Source organism: Pseudogracilibacillus auburnensis (assembly GCF_003201975.1).
GTDB classification, from domain to species: Bacteria; Bacillota; Bacilli; order Bacillales; family Amphibacillaceae; genus Pseudogracilibacillus; species Pseudogracilibacillus auburnensis.
The window spans coordinates 96,197-114,770 of sequence record NZ_QJJQ01000006.1 but is presented as its reverse complement, the minus strand read 5'-3'; the positions used below and the strand labels follow the sequence as shown (position 1 = coordinate 114,770).

16 protein-coding genes and 1 pseudogene are annotated in these 18,574 nt (G+C 33.3%); 9 read left to right on the top strand and 8 right to left on the bottom strand.

Translation table 11 applies throughout. From position 1 onward, the window contains the following. Nucleotides 1-112: 112 nt before the first annotated feature. Both DFR56_RS09865 and DFR56_RS09860 read right to left on the bottom strand, forming a co-directional pair. The gene (locus DFR56_RS09865) at nucleotides 113-3,340 is read right to left on the bottom strand and encodes an ATP-binding protein (RefSeq protein ID WP_158525595.1); all 3,228 of its coding nucleotides are present in this window, start codon (nucleotides 3,338-3,340) and stop codon (nucleotides 113-115) included. A gap of 28 nt (nucleotides 3,341-3,368) precedes the next feature. Then, complete coding sequence (locus DFR56_RS09860) at nucleotides 3,369-4,058, bottom strand: response regulator transcription factor (protein WP_110395271.1); 690 nt, start codon at nucleotides 4,056-4,058, stop codon at nucleotides 3,369-3,371. Between the two features lie 211 nt (nucleotides 4,059-4,269). On the opposite strand from DFR56_RS09860, the gene DFR56_RS09855 reads away from it, so the two are divergent. Then, nucleotides 4,270-5,445: a M20 family metallopeptidase gene (locus DFR56_RS09855; RefSeq protein ID WP_110395270.1), complete on the top strand. Its 1,176-nt coding sequence runs from the start codon at nucleotides 4,270-4,272 to the stop codon at nucleotides 5,443-5,445. 23 nt (nucleotides 5,446-5,468) lie between these two features. Here DFR56_RS09855 and DFR56_RS09850 read toward each other — a convergent pair whose 3' ends face one another. Together DFR56_RS09850 and DFR56_RS09845 are read right to left on the bottom strand one after the other, a co-directional pair. Further along, nucleotides 5,469-6,689, bottom strand: a complete 1,221-nt coding sequence (locus DFR56_RS09850) for an ABC transporter permease (protein WP_110395269.1) — start codon at nucleotides 6,687-6,689, stop codon at nucleotides 5,469-5,471. Then, nucleotides 6,682-7,425, bottom strand: a complete 744-nt coding sequence (locus DFR56_RS09845) for an ABC transporter ATP-binding protein (RefSeq protein ID WP_110395268.1) — start codon at nucleotides 7,423-7,425, stop codon at nucleotides 6,682-6,684. Before DFR56_RS09845 ends, DFR56_RS09850 begins: the two co-directional genes overlap by 8 nt. Before the next feature lie 439 nt (nucleotides 7,426-7,864). Between DFR56_RS09845 and DFR56_RS09840 the strand changes: the two genes are divergently transcribed. The 3 genes from DFR56_RS09840 (at nucleotide 7,865) to DFR56_RS09830 (ending at nucleotide 9,953) form a co-directional block, all read left to right on the top strand. Then, the gene (locus DFR56_RS09840; RefSeq protein ID WP_110395267.1) at nucleotides 7,865-8,293 is read left to right on the top strand and encodes an HIT family protein; all 429 of its coding nucleotides are present in this window, start codon (nucleotides 7,865-7,867) and stop codon (nucleotides 8,291-8,293) included. A gap of 44 nt (nucleotides 8,294-8,337) precedes the next feature. After that, complete coding sequence (locus tag DFR56_RS09835) at nucleotides 8,338-8,703, top strand: YtxH domain-containing protein (RefSeq protein ID WP_110395266.1); 366 nt, start codon at nucleotides 8,338-8,340, stop codon at nucleotides 8,701-8,703. Nucleotides 8,704-9,080: 377 nt separating this feature from the next. Next, nucleotides 9,081-9,953: a peptidylprolyl isomerase gene (locus tag DFR56_RS09830; RefSeq protein WP_110395265.1), complete on the top strand. Its 873-nt coding sequence runs from the start codon at nucleotides 9,081-9,083 to the stop codon at nucleotides 9,951-9,953. 486 nt (nucleotides 9,954-10,439) lie between these two features. On the opposite strand, the gene DFR56_RS09825 is transcribed toward DFR56_RS09830, so the two are convergent. Next, nucleotides 10,440-10,961: a CueP family metal-binding protein gene (locus DFR56_RS09825; RefSeq protein ID WP_170124500.1), complete on the bottom strand. Its 522-nt coding sequence runs from the start codon at nucleotides 10,959-10,961 to the stop codon at nucleotides 10,440-10,442. 168 nt (nucleotides 10,962-11,129) lie between these two features. Beyond that, complete coding sequence (locus tag DFR56_RS09820) at nucleotides 11,130-11,450, bottom strand: AbrB/MazE/SpoVT family DNA-binding domain-containing protein (protein WP_110395264.1); 321 nt, start codon at nucleotides 11,448-11,450, stop codon at nucleotides 11,130-11,132. A 384-nt stretch (nucleotides 11,451-11,834) separates the two neighbouring features. Here DFR56_RS09820 and DFR56_RS09815 point away from each other — a divergent pair, with 384 nt between their 5' ends. Continuing rightward, nucleotides 11,835-12,392: a hypothetical protein gene (locus DFR56_RS09815; protein ID WP_110395263.1), complete on the top strand. Its 558-nt coding sequence runs from the start codon at nucleotides 11,835-11,837 to the stop codon at nucleotides 12,390-12,392. Nucleotides 12,393-13,080: 688 nt separating this feature from the next. Here the strand turns inward: DFR56_RS09815 and DFR56_RS09810 are convergent. Next, nucleotides 13,081-15,195, bottom strand: a complete 2,115-nt coding sequence (locus DFR56_RS09810) for a copper-translocating P-type ATPase (protein ID WP_110395262.1) — start codon at nucleotides 15,193-15,195, stop codon at nucleotides 13,081-13,083. Between the two features lie 473 nt (nucleotides 15,196-15,668). Here DFR56_RS09810 and DFR56_RS09805 point away from each other — a divergent pair, with 473 nt between their 5' ends. The 4 genes and pseudogenes from DFR56_RS09805 to DFR56_RS23465 all read left to right on the top strand — a co-directional run. Then, a complete protein-coding gene (locus DFR56_RS09805; RefSeq protein WP_110395261.1) occupies nucleotides 15,669-15,995 on the top strand; it encodes a four-helix bundle copper-binding protein in 327 nt (108 codons plus the stop codon). A gap of 65 nt (nucleotides 15,996-16,060) precedes the next feature. Next, complete coding sequence (locus DFR56_RS23970; RefSeq protein WP_146214276.1) at nucleotides 16,061-16,162, top strand: DUF1541 domain-containing protein; 102 nt, start codon at nucleotides 16,061-16,063, stop codon at nucleotides 16,160-16,162. Between the two features lie 261 nt (nucleotides 16,163-16,423). Then, nucleotides 16,424-16,639 (top strand): helix-turn-helix domain-containing protein, encoded by a 216-nt coding sequence (locus tag DFR56_RS24085; protein WP_483407034.1) that lies wholly within the window; start codon nucleotides 16,424-16,426, stop codon nucleotides 16,637-16,639. Nucleotides 16,640-16,697: 58 nt separating this feature from the next. Further along, nucleotides 16,698-16,971, top strand: a pseudogene (locus tag DFR56_RS23465) (transposase); the annotation flags it as partial. 91 nt (nucleotides 16,972-17,062) lie between these two features. On the opposite strand, the gene DFR56_RS09790 reads toward DFR56_RS23465, so the two are convergent. After that, entirely contained in the window at nucleotides 17,063-18,538 is a 1,476-nt protein-coding gene (locus tag DFR56_RS09790) for a multicopper oxidase family protein (protein WP_110395258.1), read from the bottom strand. Nucleotides 18,539-18,574 lie beyond the last annotated feature (36 nt).

Genomic DNA, 18,574 nt, shown 5'->3' with positions numbered 1-18,574 from the left:
TTGCAGGGTCGCCTTGACCCTTTGTCCTTTCCTTAATTAAATCGATCCATGGAAAACCATTTTACAAAAGTAGTAAATAAACCCAACAATCTATTCGTTCAAATTCCTTCCATTATGCATGTAATGGGAGTGCTACATAAAATATGCTACCAATTTCTACTTCACTTTTAACCCATATCCGTCCATGATGTACACGGACAATTTCCTTTACGATTGCAAGACCTAAACCTGTTCCACGATATTTTTTTTCATTACTTTGCCCATACGATTTATAAAATCGCTCAAAAATATACGCTATTTTTTCTTCAGCAATTCCATCCCCATTATCTTCTACTGCAAAAATAATCTCATTTTGTTGATCGGCAATTTGGACAGTGATGGCAATTTGTCCTGTTTCTTCATCCGTATGTTTAATTGCATTCCAAATTAAATTAGAAAAAACTTGATGCATTCGCTCTTTATCAATGAAACAATGAAAATCTAAAAACATATTATTCTCATTTTGCGGAAATAGAAAGGTTCGATTTGCCTCCATCACTTCTATTTTATATACTTTTCTAATTTCATTGATCCATTCTTGCACATTTACTTTTTGTTTTTGGAAACTTATTTGTCCACCCTCTAATTTAGATAAGTCGGCTAAGTCATCAATTAGTCTCGTTAACAATTTCACCTTATCAACAACTAACTGTAAATAATTTGAGTCATTCGCCGGAATTAATCTATCTCGTACCGCTTGAACATATCCGTGAATAACTGTAACAGGAGTTCCAAGCTCATGCGAAATATTAGCAAGTAAATGTTGTCGTGATTTTGCCACTTCTGTTAAACGATCATTAACAAGTTGCAATTCAGTTGTACGCTCATCGACCTTTTCTTCTAAAAGACGATTAAATTGTAATAGCTGTTTATGTAATTGACTTAGCTGAACTAATGTTTTTACGCGAGATAGTAACTCTTTACTTTCACACGGTTTTGTTAAATAATCATTTGCTCCAGCTTGAAAGGATGTTAATTTATCATGTAGTTGATTTTTCGCCGTCAACATCAATACAGGTAATTCCATTAATGAATATTTTTGTCTCAATTGCTGACAAACCTCGTATCCTGACATTTTTGGCATCATAATATCTAGAACAAGTAAATCAATTTCATTTTCGTTCACCTTTTGTAATACTTCTTCTCCATCCTTTGCAAGGATAACGTGATAGCCGTCTAAAGCTAAATGATTAAACAAAACTTGTACATTTACCATTTCATCATCTGCAACAAGTATCGTTCCTTTTCTTTCCGTTATCTTTGCTATTTCTGGTTTTGTTATACTTACATCTTGAAACGGAAAAGAATGAATGGATAAAGCTATTTCCTCTTTAGCAAAAGACTGTTCATCATATTTTTTTAAAGTGAAATAAAAAGTAGATCCTTCATGTAATGTTGATTCAACATGAACATTCCCTTCATGTAATTCAACCAATTGTTTTGTAATGCTTAATCCAATACCTGAACTGCCTATTTCATGCATATTTTCTAGCTTAATTTGATAAAAATCATCAAAGATGAAATCTTGTTTCGTCGCCGGAATTCCTCTTCCCGTATCTGAAACCGCAATTTGTATATAGTTATCTAACTCTTGAGCCCAAATAACTATTTCTCCTCGATCAGTATATTTAATGGCATTTCCGATTAAATTGTATAAAATTTGTTGAACTCGATTTTCATCTGCATGGACTGGTGCCATTTTTTCGTCCATTTTATTTTGTAAACGAATATTTTTGTCTTGAAGTAACGGTCTACAAACCGTTAAAACGACGTCTGTTATTTCCTTCATATTTACTGGTGCAAGATTTAACTGTAATTCTTTGTTTTTTAATTTTGTAAAATCTAATAAGTCGTTAATTAAGTTGGACAACCTTTTTCCACTTAACACAATAAGTGATAAATGATCATACATCTTTTTAGAAACTTGACCTGCTGCCCCATTTTGTAATGTTTCCGCTATTCCGATAATCCCTGTAATAGGTGTTCTTAATTCATGGGATGTCATTGCTAAAAATTCATCTTTTAATTGATCTGCTCGTTTTAAATTTTCAATTGCCTGCTTTTGACTTTTATGTGATTCGAGTACTGCTTCATTTTTTTCTTTTTGCAATATATTTATTCGATCAGCTAAAGCTAGAGACAGTAAAATAACTTCCATTGATACGGATAATTGCCACACATTTTTAGTAAAAGGGGTTAGGGGAATTAGTGCTGCATCTGCTAACATCGAGATTAGTACTCCAAATAAAAATACGGACCAGGCAACGATAAAAAATCGGGCTTGCCGCACTCCTCTTCTTAACACAATAAAAGCGGCAGATAAAATAATGACGATCATTGCCCCTAAATTAAAGACAAGCAAACGAAGTGCGGGTTGGTAAGTGATAAATACAAATAGTGCATTCAACATATTCATCATCAAAAGGAAGTAAAGATACTTACGCCATTTCGGTAAATGTTGCTTCAAATCTAAAAAACTATCTGTAAACAACAATCCTAATACGGTAGCAAGACTCATAAAAAATACGATTGATCTCATATTCCACCAAGGGGAATCAGGCCATAAATATTGAAAGCCAATCCCGTTTAAACAAATACTAATCATGCTCGTCGACAAAATAACGAGTACATAATATAAGTAGCTTGTATGCTTTAAAGAGAAAAATAAAAATAAATTATACAAAGCCATGACACCCGTAATCCCGTAAAAAATTCCGAAGAATAAATAATCAAGCTGTTTTTGGGCGACAAATTCAGACCGTTCCCAGATCTGAATTGGCATTTGCATGGAGCCTTCCGTATCGAAACGAATAAAAAAAGTCCGTTGTTCATTTTCTTCCACGTCAAAATAAAAGGAGAAATTAGGATAAAAAAGGGGGCGCTCATCAAATGGATATTTGGCCCCTAATTGAAGCTCTTGTAATAGTTCTCCATTATGACCATACATATAAATATCTATTTCATTTAACGGTGGGTACGGAATTTCTAGTACTTTTTCTGTAAATGTACTGTTATTTTCCACTTCAAAATAGACCCAATATGTAGATGACGTGTATCCATAGTTTGGAACAGTCATTGTGTTACGTTCGAAATGACTAAACAATGGCTCCTTTCGAACATCCCCAATATCCCACTGCTTATCTTTATCTTCTAAAATAAACAATTGCTTGCTAATATTAGGGTTACTAGATTGAAAATTAAAATCGTTTGTCACTTCTTTGTTACCTTTAGCAGCTGTTTTAAGTGGGATAACTACTGATAACAGGATGAACAGCAAATATACAAATATTCTTACTTTCAACCTAAGCACCCCCTTTTTTGGGTGAAGTTTAACTAGTAAATTTATACCCAAAGCCTCTTACCGTTTGAATGTAATTGACACCGTCATTACTTTGGTCAAGTTTTCTTCTAATATTACTAATATGTACTTTGATCGTTTGTACATCACCTAAAGAATCATAGCCCCAAATTCGATCATATAATTGTTCCGCGCTCCAGACTTGATTCGGATGTTGGGCTAATAAGAAGAGAATTTCCATTTCTCGAGTAGAAAGAGGTAGTAATTTTCCGTTCAGATAACACTCATATCTGTCTAAATGTATTTCCAAATTGTTATATTGCAATATCTTTTTAACCTGTTTTTTTTCTTCGTCCTTATATCTTCGTATATTTGCTCTTACTCGTGCTTCTAATTCGACAAAATCAAATGGTTTCGTTATATAATCATCTCCACCAAGTTCGAAAGATCTAACCTTATCTGCTAGTTCTCGGCTACTACTTATAAAGATAATTGGTATATTTTTCATTTGCCGAATTTTTTGACATACTTCAAATCCGTCCATATATGGCATTTCAATATCAAGTAAAATTAAACTAAGATTTTCATTTTTTACGATTCCAAGTGCTTCTTGCCCACTTGAAACAGGATAGACGATAAACCCTTTGCTTTCCAAGTACAATTGGATTAAAGACCGAATCCCCTTCTCATCTTCCACTACTAATATTTTATTTTTTATCATTGTATTCCCCTCTGATCTCCATTAATTTGTAGATTAGTATTGAAAAATCAGTTACTGTTATTATATTCCATTCCATATTGTTTCACAATTCAAGTTTTACGCTTCCATAATGTAACATCATTCTTACTCTTCAATCTTAGCTCATTTATTCGTATAGTATGAATAAATGTTATACTATAAAGTAGATAAATATAGAAGGAGGCTCTTTCAATTGCTCAAAAAAATCCAACAATCAATTGACAATCTTTATTCTGAAATGGTAGAAATTCGCAGGTATTTACATCAATATCCTGAAGTTTCCTTTCAAGAATTTAAAACAGCGCAATATATAGCTGATTTTTATGAAAAATTAAATATACCTTATGAAAGAAATGTAGGTGGAAATGGGGTTATCGCCACATTAAAAGGCGGCAAACCAGGAAAAACAGTTGCATTACGAGCTGATTTTGACGCCCTTGCTATTCAAGACGAAAAAGATGTACCTTATAAATCGAAAAATCCGGGTGCGATGCATGCATGTGGACATGATGGTCATACAGCAACATTATTAGTGCTTGCAAAAGTGATGAAAGAATACCAAGAAGATTTAGTAGGAACAATTCTATTTCTTCATCAGCACGCGGAAGAAGAAACACCTGGCGGGGCAAAACCGATCGTTGAATCTGGTGCATTAGATCATGTAGATGCAGTATTTGGTAATCATCTGTGGGCGACGACTCCACTTGGTACCATTCAAACGAGAAATGGTGTTTTTATGGCTGGAACGGATCGATTTGAAATTACAATAAAAGGGCAAGGTGGTCATGGTGCCTATCCTCATGAAACGAAAGATGCTGTAGTGATCGGTGCAGAAGTTGTTTCCCAATTGCAAAATATTGTAAGTAGAAGGGTAGATCCTTTAAAAACAGCAGTTATCACAGTAGGAAAGTTTGCCGCTGGAAATACATTTAATATTATTGCTGATCAGGCAACTTTAATTGGAACGGTTCGTTATCTTGATACGGAGATTCAATCTATTGTTCGAGAAGAGTTAGAACGTGTTGTAAAAGGGATTTGTCTTGCTAATAATGCTGGTTATGAATTAAATTATGGAGTTGGCTATCCCCCTGTTATGAACCATGAAGAAGAAACGAAGCTCGTTTTTGAAGCGAGTCAACAAGTTTCAGAAGTACAATCAGCTGTTGAGGTTGCACCACAAATGGGTGGGGAAGATTTTGCACATTATTTAAACCATAAACCTGGCGCATTTTTCTTTACAGGTGCTAAAATAGAAGGGCAAAATTATCCACACCACCATCCAAAGTTTGACATTAACGAGAAATCAATGCCAATTGCTGCCAAAATGTTAATTGGTGCCTATTTTGCTTATCAAGAAAAGAATAAGTAAAAGTTAAATGCGAGTCGACTTTTTTAGTGACTCGCTTTTTCAATCTTTCGTTTAACATACCCGTAATTAAATAAATAGTTAAAAATGGATCCAGCAGCAAATGTTAAAACCACGCTACCAATATCGAACCAGATAAAAAAGACCGCTGCAAAAATAACCGTTTGAATCAATGTTAATAAAGATACCCATTTGATAAACGACTTTTTCCTATTTTCCAGATTTACTGGATAAAGATCCAGCCAAATATTTGTTTGATAATGGTGGTATAACGTAATCATTTGAAAATTACTCATATAAATGAAAAGTAATGCAAAGATAATTTTTAGCCAAACATTTGGAACGAAAAGAATAATCGCACCGCCAATAATGATTAATCTAACATATAAACTTAAGTAATCACTACTACGAATAAACGTTAAACGATATAAATAATCATATGTAGACGTATGAGTAAAAGGGATAAAATTTTGTATAAATGAAGCTAGCATGCGTCTTTTTCGTAATCGTTTTGTAAGTTGTGGGACTTCAGCGAACATGCTAACAAATCGATAAAATAATGCTAATCGATTTTGGTCATTTTCAATTAAAAGATCCCAAGCTAATCCAGATTGTTTTCTAGCTAAAAAATAATTATTTATTACGACGATAAAATATAAGATCGCAATGATGACAAAAAATTGCTCTTGAAGAAAAAAGTAAAAGAATGCAATCCCTATCAAACCCCGAATTAGTTTATCAACCATCCGTATCCGTGGATTCCGAATTTTTAACATATACCAATTTGTTACCATGTTCCACCCTTTAACTACTAAGATGATTACTAGCAACAAGACGTAATCCAGTTTAGTTTTTCCCGGAAAAGCTTGAGCATATAATGGAACAACTGCGGCAGATACGATCAATACTACATATAACTGAACGAAAAAATTATATAGTAATGTCAACCGAAAATACCGGTGCATCTCTTCTTCTTTTACGATTAAGAAAACTTTGTCTGGTTTCTTTAAAAACGATTGGATCGGATTGTAACTAACAAGAAAACCAAGTGCGAGGGCAATAACAAAGGCAGCTGGAAAGTCGTCAGAAAGGTTTTCTAGCCATTTTTGGTAATAGATAGCAAGCATGATAATCGTAAAAGATAACGCAATCATAAAATGACCGTTAAAAATATACCGTAAATAGCGGTTTATCAATTTAATATGTTCAGTTAATCGTTGTTTAAATAAATCGACTGGATTAAACATTGCTTTCTTCCTTCGTTAATTGTATATATAAATCATCTAAAGTTGCGTTTGGCATATGAAACTGTTCTTGTAATTGTCGAAGTGTACCTTCAGCACGAATGGTTCCCTCATGCAAAATGATAAATCTATCACAGTAGCGCTCTGCTGTCGCTAAAATATGTGTAGACATCAACACGCCTGCCCCTTTTTCTTTCATTTGATTCATCCACTCTAAATAAGATTGAATGCCTAAAGGGTCTAAACCGACAAATGGTTCATCAACGATATATAATGCCGGTTCTATTAAAAATGCACACATAATCATCACCTTTTGCCGCATTCCTTTTGAAAAATGAACCGGGAACCAATGTAAATGTCGCTCCATTCGGAAGGCTTTTAATAATAATGGTAACCGCTCTTCAAATACATCTTCAGGTATATCGTATGCCATGGCAGTTAAACGCAAATGTTCATGTAGTGTTAATTCATCATAAAGAATGGGTTGTTCTGGAATATAAGCAATTTGTTTCCGATATGTTGTTGGATCTTTTTTAAATGTTTGTCCATTTATTTGAATTGTTCCACTTTTTGCTTGCATTAATCCAATAATATGTTTAATGGTTGTACTTTTTCCTGCACCATTCAAGCCAATTAGACCAACAATTTCTTCCTGATCGACTTGGAGTGATATTTCATGTAAAACATTTTTATTCGAATAGCCTCCAACTAAATGGTCAATTTGTAATAAAGGTTGCATCGAATCCTCCTCTTTAAAACATGTCTTCCCTAATAGTATATATGATTTTAATTGAATATGTATATTATTTCATGATTTGCTAACAATAGAAAGGAAGAAAACAGGATAGCCACTATATCCATTATCGATACGGTGTTGATCATTCTTTATGTTTATAGTGAGAAATCAAAATCACTTTTCGCATCGTCACGATGCCTAAAATGTCCCCGAAATCAACAATGATCGCTAACTGTTTTCTTCTTAATGCAGACTACGTGAATGGAATTACGTAGTCTGTTATTATTTCATTTGATCTTCCATTTTAAATTCCGTTTTGTACTGTTACAAATCGATCATTTTTGGATACAGTAATACATATTTAACACATCCTTCATATACTTGTTTGACTCTTTATGATAAACTAGAACTTACTATTACAATTAACTAGGAGTTGTTCACGATGAGACATGACGATTGCCTTTTTTGTAAAATAATTGCTGGAGAACTGCCTTCTGCAAAAGTGTACGAGGATGAACATGTATTTGCTTTTATGGATATTAGTCAAGTAACAACTGGCCATACACTCGTCATTCCAAAAATACATACAAAAAATATTTATGAAACCCCATCACATGTTGCAGGTGAATTGTTTACTAGAGTTCCAAAGATTGCTCAAGCAATTAAAGATGTTTTTAACCCAGTCGGTTTGAATATATTAAATAATAATGAAATTTTAGCCGGACAATCTGTTTTTCATTTTCACCTCCATCTTATCCCAAGATATGGAGAAGATGATGGATTTGATTCAAAATGGGTAACTCGAAATGATCAATTTTCTTTGGAAAAATTGCAACAGATGGCTGAAAACATAAGTGGAGCATTAAAATAATTTTATGGATATGAACATGCTTTTTATGAAAGGAGAATATTATTATGTCTAAAGGAAAATCTATAGCAATAGGATTTATTGTTGGTGGAACAATTAGTGCGGCAACAGCTTTATTAACTACTCCATCTTCTGGTAGGGAATTAAGATATCAAATTAAACAACAAAGCCTAGAATGGAAACGAATTGTTGATGACATCATTCAAGATGGGCTACGCCTTAAAGATCAAATTGCGAAAACATCAAAAGAAGGTGTAGCATTAATTAATGAATTAACACAAGAAATGCAGACTTCCGTAGAAGAATGGAAAAACGCAATCGAACCTCATCAAGAAAATATTCATGAATATTTGGAGCAAATACAAGCTAGCATTCAAGATTTGGAACAGAAAATACAAGAAAAAAATGAGTGAAGCTTTGTAAGTCTGTGTTCAAAAAGGAGGATAAAAAGGATCGAGGGGCGGCTAAGATCGTCGGCGTCCTTGAACTTCGCATTTAGACAGTGAGCAGTAGAAAGTGGCTATACTTTCTTTCTGCCAAAGAAATGCGAGTGTCATTTTTACCGAACTTTTTGAACAACTTCTATAGGAGAGAAGGTTAATTTATTGACCTTCTTTTCTATTGCCACTCCTCCTTTTTCAGTAAGTTGTTACATTTTGATAACAACTTCTATTTTCGACAAGAAATAAATTTATCTATTTTAATAGATGTGGTATTCTTTTTAAAGGGCATTTAATATAAGGTAAAGTTTTAACTATATTTAGGTTAGTTATATGAGGAGTGTAAAGGAATGAAAAAGATAATCGTAGCAGCATCTCTTACAATTGGACTAGTAGGGCTTACTGCATGTGGAGGAACAAAAGATAATTCAGAAACGGTTGTAAAAACGAGTGCTGGAGATGTAACGAAAGAACAATTTTATAACGAGTTAAAAAACCGGAATGGTGCTGAAGTTTTAAGAGAGCTAATTACGATCACAGTATTAGAAGATAAATATGAAGTGACAGACAAACAAATTGAAGATGAGCTAGATAAAATAAAAGAACAAGTTGGCGAAGACTACGAAGATGTCTTAAAAGCACAAGGTTTGACAGAAGAAGATTTAAAAAAGGATATTAAAAACAGTTTATTGCAAGAAGCTGCTATAACGGAAGATATTGAAGTGACGGATGAAGAAGTGAAACAATATTATGACCGATTGAAAACAGAAATTGAAGCCCGTCACATTTTAGTGGAAGATGAAGAAACAGCAAAAGAAGTGAAAAAGAAATTAGATAAAGGGGAAGACTTTGCCAAATTAGCAAAAGAATACTCATCGGACGGTAGTGCTGAAGAAGGTGGAAACTTAGGCTATTTCTCAGTTGGTGCAATGGTTCCTGAATTTGAAGATGCTGCATTCTCAATGGATGTTGGAGAAATTAGTGATCCTGTTCAATCTCCATTCGGCTTTCATATTATCGAAGTGACAGATAAGAAAGAAATGAAAGAAGATATCGGATCATTGGAAGAAAAAGAGGAAGAAATCCGCCGTACAATTATGGAAAGAAAAATTGATCCTGAAGAAGCAATGGAAAAAATTAATAAAATAATTGAGGATACTAAAATAGACATTAAACTTGATGAATTCAAAGATATTTTTGAAGAAGGTCAAGGATTAGGCTAAAAATGATAGGACAATTCAAATAAGTAAAGTTAAACAGACGATGTGTAATATCATCGTCTGTTTGTTATCAAAACCTATAAATGAGACTAAAAAATATATCGAAATGATGGACCTGGAAGAATAAAGTTCAGTTAGATCTTACTTTCCTTATACGTGTAATCTTTCATTTGCTTCGATCTGACCTTTTGCGTTTAAGTTTTTTTAGTACATTCCAAAGAAATGCAAAGCACATAAAAAATGGTTCATTAGAAATGGAACCAGCTTCTTCTAATCCGCTCCCACACATCATAACCTTGATTCATCATTCGCATTTCTTCTACTGACACTTGTGAATCATATAAGTAACATCAACTTTACCATTATCTGAAAAAAAGCGGGAATTAAAAATGAGTCGATACAATTCCGGACTCATTTTCAACAAATCGCCTAATGAAATAACTATGTCTAACTTTTAGGAGTCACTTCAAATTTTAGATGCTTTTTGTTCTATATTAACTGCATAGTTGTAATACAAGTTCCGTCTTGTTCGAAGGTTGAAAACTTTGCCTTCACTTTTTTTCCATTATGATTAATGGTTATATTATACGTTTTATCTCGTGGCAACCATAAATCAATAAATCCGTTTGCCTCTGTTTTCAATGTATCTTCCAGCACTACATTGCCTTCCATATCTTCAATAAATACATTAAATGTTTCTTCTACCATTTCACCTTGACACCCTGTCAGACTATGGTTCGTACAAGGATGGGTTTCATTGATGTAAGGCGCAATGGAAACAAAAAATTCATCCTCAGGCAATGAATAGATAGTCTCGCTTTTATCACTATTTGTAACGATTAATTCTTCTGATGTGATAGAGGCAGTTTCGTCTTTGATGTCACCCACACTATATTCATGAACTAATTCCTTGATGTCTTCCGTATCACCTTCCTGGGATATACTATCATTACTACAGGCAACTAATAAAACAGATGCCAATAACATAAACAAACTTAGTTTAATTTTCAAGTAGACTCACCTCACTATTATTTCTATACTCCTTTATACCATTTCTACTCTTTACGAATGCATTATCTCTACAAAACATCTAATACTTCCCTTTCTAATAAGTTATTTGAAATAACGATAAAATCTGTTTACTTAACTTGGTACAAAAATCCAAATGATCTTATTGTCTTATTCTTCATATAATCTTTCTTCCAATGGTTTTAAAATAATATTCCTGTTTACCTCATCAATAAAAACCTTGAAGTGTTTTATTCCTTTTAAATTAAAATGATCACGTACTTCAGTAGGAATATAAATTTGCCCCTCTCTACCAATTGTGCTAGTAATTTCGGTCGTATATTGATCACATGCTTTTATTATAACAGAGTTATTTTGGATCCATATTTTTGCTATGTTTCCTTGTTCTATCTTAATTTTACTTCTCCAGGTAGAAGGGATTCTAAATAAAATACGCTTAGACATTTTAACTGTTATTCCAATTGGTATCATTAACCTACCCCTTCTCTCTAATGATAAATATACTTTTTACTTGTTCGTAGCTAGAGGACTATCCTTATAATGACTACGAAAAGTACGAATATAGATAATGTTAAAATTTTTTTTCAAATAGTAAATCTTTGTTTACATCATTCGTTTCTTGATCTATCCTTTCGGAATTTAATTTGATTATTCCCTCTTGATTTTCAAATCCTTTCTTACCTACTTTAAACTTTTTTTGTGCAGAAATGATGGAGTTTATTTCCTGTCATACATATTTAATATTGTTAACTGTTTGTAATAATATTCACCAATAGAAAGTACCGCACTAATCATACTTTGCCTTTTACCATACATAACATAAAATAATGGATAAGGTTGAAAGGGGTAAGAATAATGGGTGTTTCAGTATATTTGATGCTTTTTAGCATTGTGTTACTTTCAATATTTGTAATCAATAAAACGATCTATTATAGAAAAAAAATAACTAGTATGACCGGTATGATGATTGCCATGACATTGGGAATGAGTATTGGTTTAACAATAGGAGTAATATTTGGAATATTGTTTTCAGGAAACTTATTTATTTCAACAGTACTGGGAATGTTAGTTGGTTTGGTTATGGGTTTTTTAGCCGGCGTACCCATAAGTATTATGGCAATACTAGACGGAATGTTCTCTGGACTTATGGGGGGAATGATGGGTGCGATGCTTGGAGAAATGATAACAGTAGAATATCGTGATGCCATTGCTAAAATAATGTTTTTTTTATTCCTCGGCACATCATTAATCCTCCTTTGTATGATTAATCAAGAAGTAAATAAAAAAACCAGTTTTTTTAGTAATCTGTTCATTACAGTCATTCTTTTTGGGTTTTTCTTTTTTGCATTTGAACTATTTGAACCAGTTTTTATTAAACCTGATGTTTCTATAGAGAGCTATTTTGGAAAATAGTTAAGATAGGGACTTTTTGTTTTATTCGTAAAATAAACAGACACTGTTTAACAAAGTAAAATAGCAGCCTTTATTATAAGGTATTAAACGTAAATACCACGGACGACTCCAATTCCATTAATCTAAAAAACGTTCGTAAATTGAATAACTGTTATTTTTACTAATAAATTTCACTTTACTTATTTTTCCCTACTAAGACGATACAGAATTAATGATATTGCTCCAATATTGAAAGAAACAAATAGATTCCCAAATTGATTCACCTATGTAACTATAGATGGTACATTACACCATCCATAGTTACTTGATGCATGATAAAATTCGGTAAATATGGATGGAAATTATGATAGGCAGCCTCTGAAATAATTTTGGTAAACATGAAATGGATCGATTTGAACGAGCATATTGGTAGGGAATTATATCCTGAGTGAGATTACGGTACCCTAAAAAGTAGCAAGAAAATGCAAAAAACAACGATACCCCATTGCTTTTTGCTGACAAGATCATTTTAAAGAACCAGACGATGAAAAGCATCGACATAAAGCTAATTTGGAAATTCTAGGGAATAGAAATCCATTCATTGATTTGCCCAAATTAATGACTACTATCTCTTTTCCTAATTGCTAGTTACATATATCTTGATGAAACAACAATAATACAAAAAAAATTTAATTTTTTTGTATACATTTTACGCTTTTAATAATTTTGCATTAATTGCAACAATTATCGTACTTAAGCTCATTAAAACTGCTCCAACTGCCGGGCTTAATACTATCCCAATCGGTGCTAAAATCCCTGCTGCTAATGGAATAGCAAAAATATTGTATCCTGTTGCCCACCATAAGTTTTGAACCATTTTTCGATATGTTTTTTGAGATAGTTCCATCAGATCCACAACATCTTTTGGATCACTTTTTACTAGTACCACATCCGCTGTCTCCATAGCGACGTCCGTTCCCGCACCAATTGCAATACCTAAGTCAGCTGTTGCTAATGCTGGAGCATCGTTTACTCCGTCACCAGTCATGGCGACCTTCCAACCTTTTGACTGAATTTCCCTCACTTGATTAGCCTTATCATCGGGTAAAACTTCTGCGTAAACCTCATCTATATCTAATTGTTTTGCTACCCAATAAGCTACCTTTTCATTGTCTCCAGTAAGCATGATGGAATGGACTCCTTTTTCTTTCAACTCGGAAATTGCTTCTTTTGCTGACTCCCGAATGATATCGGCTAATGCAATCATACCAATTAGTTCATCATCTAGTAATACAAATATTACCGTCTTACCTAATGCAGACATTTCATTGAACGTTTGTTTATCATAATCCATATTTTCACTATGAACAAAACCAGGACTTACTGCATTTACTTTTTTTCCCTCGATGATTCCCTCAATCCCTTTACCGGTTATTGAATTAAATTCTGTAATAGGCTTCAGATTGATACCTCGATCATTTGCTGACTTTACTATACCAGTAGCAATTGGGTGTTCTGAATTTTGTTCCAAGCTTGCACCCCAAATAAGAATCTCTTCTTCACTAAATCCTTCACTCGGAATAATATCTGTTATCCCGAATTTACCTTCTGTAAGTGTACCCGTTTTATCAAAAACTACCGCATTTAGATTACGTGCATTTTCAAAATTAGCACGGTTGCGAATTAATAACCCTTTATTAGCCGAAATAGCTGTAGAAACTGCAACAACTAGCGGTGCTGCTAATCCTAGTGCATGTGGACAAGTAATAACCATTACTGTTACCATTCGTTCCAATGCAACATAGAAAGGATAACCAAGAGCAAGCCATATAAACAATGTTGCAAACCCCGCTGTTAAAGCAAGATAAAATAGCCACTTAGCTGCTCGATTTGTTAAATCTTGTGTTCTTGATTTCGATTCCTGTGCTTCTTTTACAAGAGTAATAACTTGAGATAAGTAGGACGCTTCTCCTGTTTTTTCCACTTGTATAATAAGAGATCCCTCATTATTAACTGATCCACCTATTACTTCATCTGCTTTCCCTTTTTCCACGGGAACAGATTCACCAGTTAGCATTGATTCATCAATGGTTGATTTACCGTCAAGGATTTGCCCATCGACTGGTATTTTTTCACCGGGTTTAACAAGTACCCTATCTCCATTAGTAAGTTGGGAAATAGGTACATCATGGACTTCATCGTTGAAATCTAGTTTATGAGCTTCATTAGGCATCAGTTTCACAAGCTTTTCTAATGCATTGGAAGCTCCCATTATAGATCGCATTTCAATCCAATGTCCAAGTAACATAATATCTACTAAAGTTGCCAATTCCCAAAATAAATTATGACCTTCCCAACCAAATACGACAAGAGTACTATAAACGTAGGCGATAGTAATGGCAAGACCAATAAGTGTCATCATTCCAGGGTTCTTGTCTCTTAACTCATTAATACCGCCAGTAATAAATGGCCAGCCACCATAGAAAAATACGAACGTGGAAAGGATAAATAAAATGTATTGGTCATTAGCAAATCGCCAATCTACTCCCATGAATTCTTGAATCATTGGTGATAAAGCGAGAATTGGAATGGTAATAATTAAAGAGATAAAAAATCGTTTCTTAAAATCTTCTACCATGTCACTATGATCGTGATGACCATGTCCTCCGTGACTACCATGGTTGTGACCGTGATGACCATGTTCATCATGAATCTTACCCTTACCGTGTTCTTCGTGTATATGATGATCATGAGGCCTATGATTTCCTTCATGTATATGTACATGCTTTTGGTCTTGATGGTTATGATGTTCATGTTTTACCATTGATATCACTCCTGCTAAAATAAATTTAACTTGTATACGTATTTTATACAATATATCTCTTTCTTACTTCATTATAATATACCCCTGCAAGGTATTATTAAACCCCATTTAATGTAAAAACAGAACCACCATAACTTTTTGATAATTCTACATTTGAGTCATTCTGAAAAAATACATATGCAAAATTACTTTTTTGTTTGTTTTTAAAGCCTAAACTTTAAAGATTGAACGGTAGGCGTAATAGTTATATTTTTTTCTTGATTAGTTTTTCTCCCTCTCTTTATTTACTATATTAAAGATAAAATTTCGAGAATTTATCAAGAAAATGTTACATATTATTGCTATGGTTGAAATTCGTATCAATTTTTAAACATCATGCATTTTCTGTCGAGTTTTATATTTTGCGTTTATATATAATAATGCTGGGCAATTTATATTTTGAAAGAAAAATTTTAACTATAAGGAGGATTATCATGTCACATGAACAACATCAAGAACTGCTTCAAATTTTGCATGAATGTATGACAGCTTGTAACCACTGTTATGATGCATGCTTACGAGAAGACGACATGCAAATGATGGCTAATTGCATTCGATTGGATAGAGAATGCGCAGATATTTGTGGTTATTTAGAACAAGCCGTAACAAGAGGCTCACCTTTTATATCCGAATTAGCGGTAGTTTGTACAACAGTATGTGAAGCATGTGGGAACGAATGTAAAAAACACCCTCAAGATCATTGCAAGCAATGTGCACAAGCATGTTTTAAATGTGCAGAGGCTTGTCGAAATATCGCTTAATTTAAAATTGCTCAGTATAAAAAATATATTAGGCAATTTTATATTATATAAATAACATTCAGAAGTTGGAGACAGATCATATGAAGGATATGAAAGGTGCTACAGTAACGATTGTGGGTGCTTATTATACTAATGTATATGCTGTTTTTTCTCTCCTTCAACCATGATGAAAAAGTTAAAGATCATAAATGGGTAACAGAAAATAAACTTTCGCACTTAAAAGAAGATAAATAATTAAATTAGAAAAGATGATATTTCGTTAAAGAGGAAAGTTTTATTTTTTCTTATACCTACTGATATAAAAAAGAGAGTCAAAATATATATTGATATGCTCCCCCTAAGGTAGACAGAGATTAAAAAATTAAAAATCTGTTGAATCTTAGGGGGAGTTTTTTTATGTCAGGAAGATCCCATTCTCTTGTGTTTAAATTAGAAGTATTGGGGCTTACAAAAAGAGAAATTGTTCACTTATAGAATTTTGTGTGAAATATAAAATATCTAAAAAGACCTTATCTAGATGGATGAATCATTTTGAATTCTCCGGAACAAGCGGGCTAATACCTTATACATCTTGGAAGAAGTACACGAAGGAATTAAAGGAAACATTAGGACATTCCATAATAACTTTGTGTTTAATGCGCTAGACCAAGCCACTGAACTTTTAGAATGGGATCATCGACTAATTCATAGTGATCTGTTGGTGGGTTTCAATACACCTCTCATCGGTTTAAATGAAGAATTGATAAAGCGGGAATGACACAAAGTATGTCGTAAGTCGGTAGGTGTATTGATAATGGACCAATGGAATCTTTTTGGGGGAACAATCAAATGTGAGAAATACTATTTACATAAGTATGGAACATTTGAAGAATTATCTAAAGCCATAGAGGACTATATTCATTTTTACAATCATAATAGGTATCTAAAACGACTAAACGGGCTTAGTCCTATGGAATTTAGAACTAAAGCCGCTTAGATCGCTTTTTACTATTTCTACTGTCTACTTGACAGGGGGCAGTTCATACATCAGGCTCTCTTTTTTTCAAATAACTATCGCAATGACAAATTTACTCTACTTTAATTTGTCCCATCATACCATTATCTTCATGCTCTAAAATATGGCAATGATACATAAAAACTCCTTTTTCTTCAAATTTCACTGCAATTTTTGCCCTATCACCTGGATCAAGAGCTATCGTATCTTTATACCCTTGTAAATTTTCTGGGGGCTCTTCTCCATTAATAGAAATTACTTTAAATTGTGTACCGTGTATATGGAACGGATGAATCATACCACCCATCATGTCGGGTTTGTTATAAATTTCCCATACTTCCGTTTCTCCTTTTTTCTGAGTAAAATCAATCCGATTCATATCAAATTTCTTACCATTAATCGTAACGTGATGACCCATACCAAATAAAACAATTTCTTTACTTACTTGCTTTTGCATTTCCTCATTACTAATTGTAACAGGAGTTAATGGTTCTTGTATTTCGTTTTTTACTTCTTTTCCTTTATCTTTTATTTGAAATGGTAATAAAACCGTTCCATCATCCATTATTAATTTTATGTCTTCATCCTTTTTGAATTTTGAAAAGTCAATAACAATTTCCGCTCTTTCTGACGGTGTTAATTGTAATTCTTTTAATTCTACAGGGGCATTTAGTAATCCACCATCTGATGCAATTTGCTGAAACGATTGGTTGTTACTAAGTTTAATCGTATAGTTTCTCATGTTCGATCCATTTAATAATCTGAAACGAACTTTTTCATTATTAACTGTTAAACGAGGGCTTAATGTACCATTAATAAGTAAAGATTCTCCCATTGTACCGTCTGGATGTTGAACAAATTGATAATCCAGTTGTTTTTGATTATTGAAAGTTCTATCTTGTAATATTAAAGGAAAATCATTTTCACCATATTCAAATGGGTCATCCTTGCTATCTTCAATATATATCAATCCAGCAAGCCCTTCAAAAACTTGTTTTGCAGTTTTCCCCTTTGGGTGAGGATGAAACCATAATGTGGCTCTATCTTGTTGTACCTTAAAATTAATTTCTTTTTCTTCGCCCGGCTGGATAACATCATGTGGTCCACCGTCTGCTTCCCCGTCAATAATAAGCCCGTGCCAATGAAATGTCGTTTCTTCATCTAAGCTGTTTTTTAATTTTATATGCACATTTTGTCCCTTTTTCAGTTTCATAACTGGACCTAAAAAGGAGGAATTATATCCTAAAGTTTTCGTTTGAATGCCTTCAAAGATTTCTGTCTGTCCTTTTTGAGCTTCAATTGTATAATAGACCTCATTACCTATTTCTTTATCACTTTCTAAAATAGGTGGAATTCTTAATTCATTCTCTCCCGTTGATTGTTGCAACGGCATATTATGGTGACCATGTCCCATCATCATTGGGCCTCGAGAACGATCTTCTGGAAAATTTTTCATATCGAATGGTCTCATGTTACCAAAATTAGTACTACATGCCCCCAAAATAATAATGAAGGCTAAACTTAGTATCATAAACATGTATCTTTTCATTAGAAACACCCTCTGAACAAATTTTCTACTCACAAA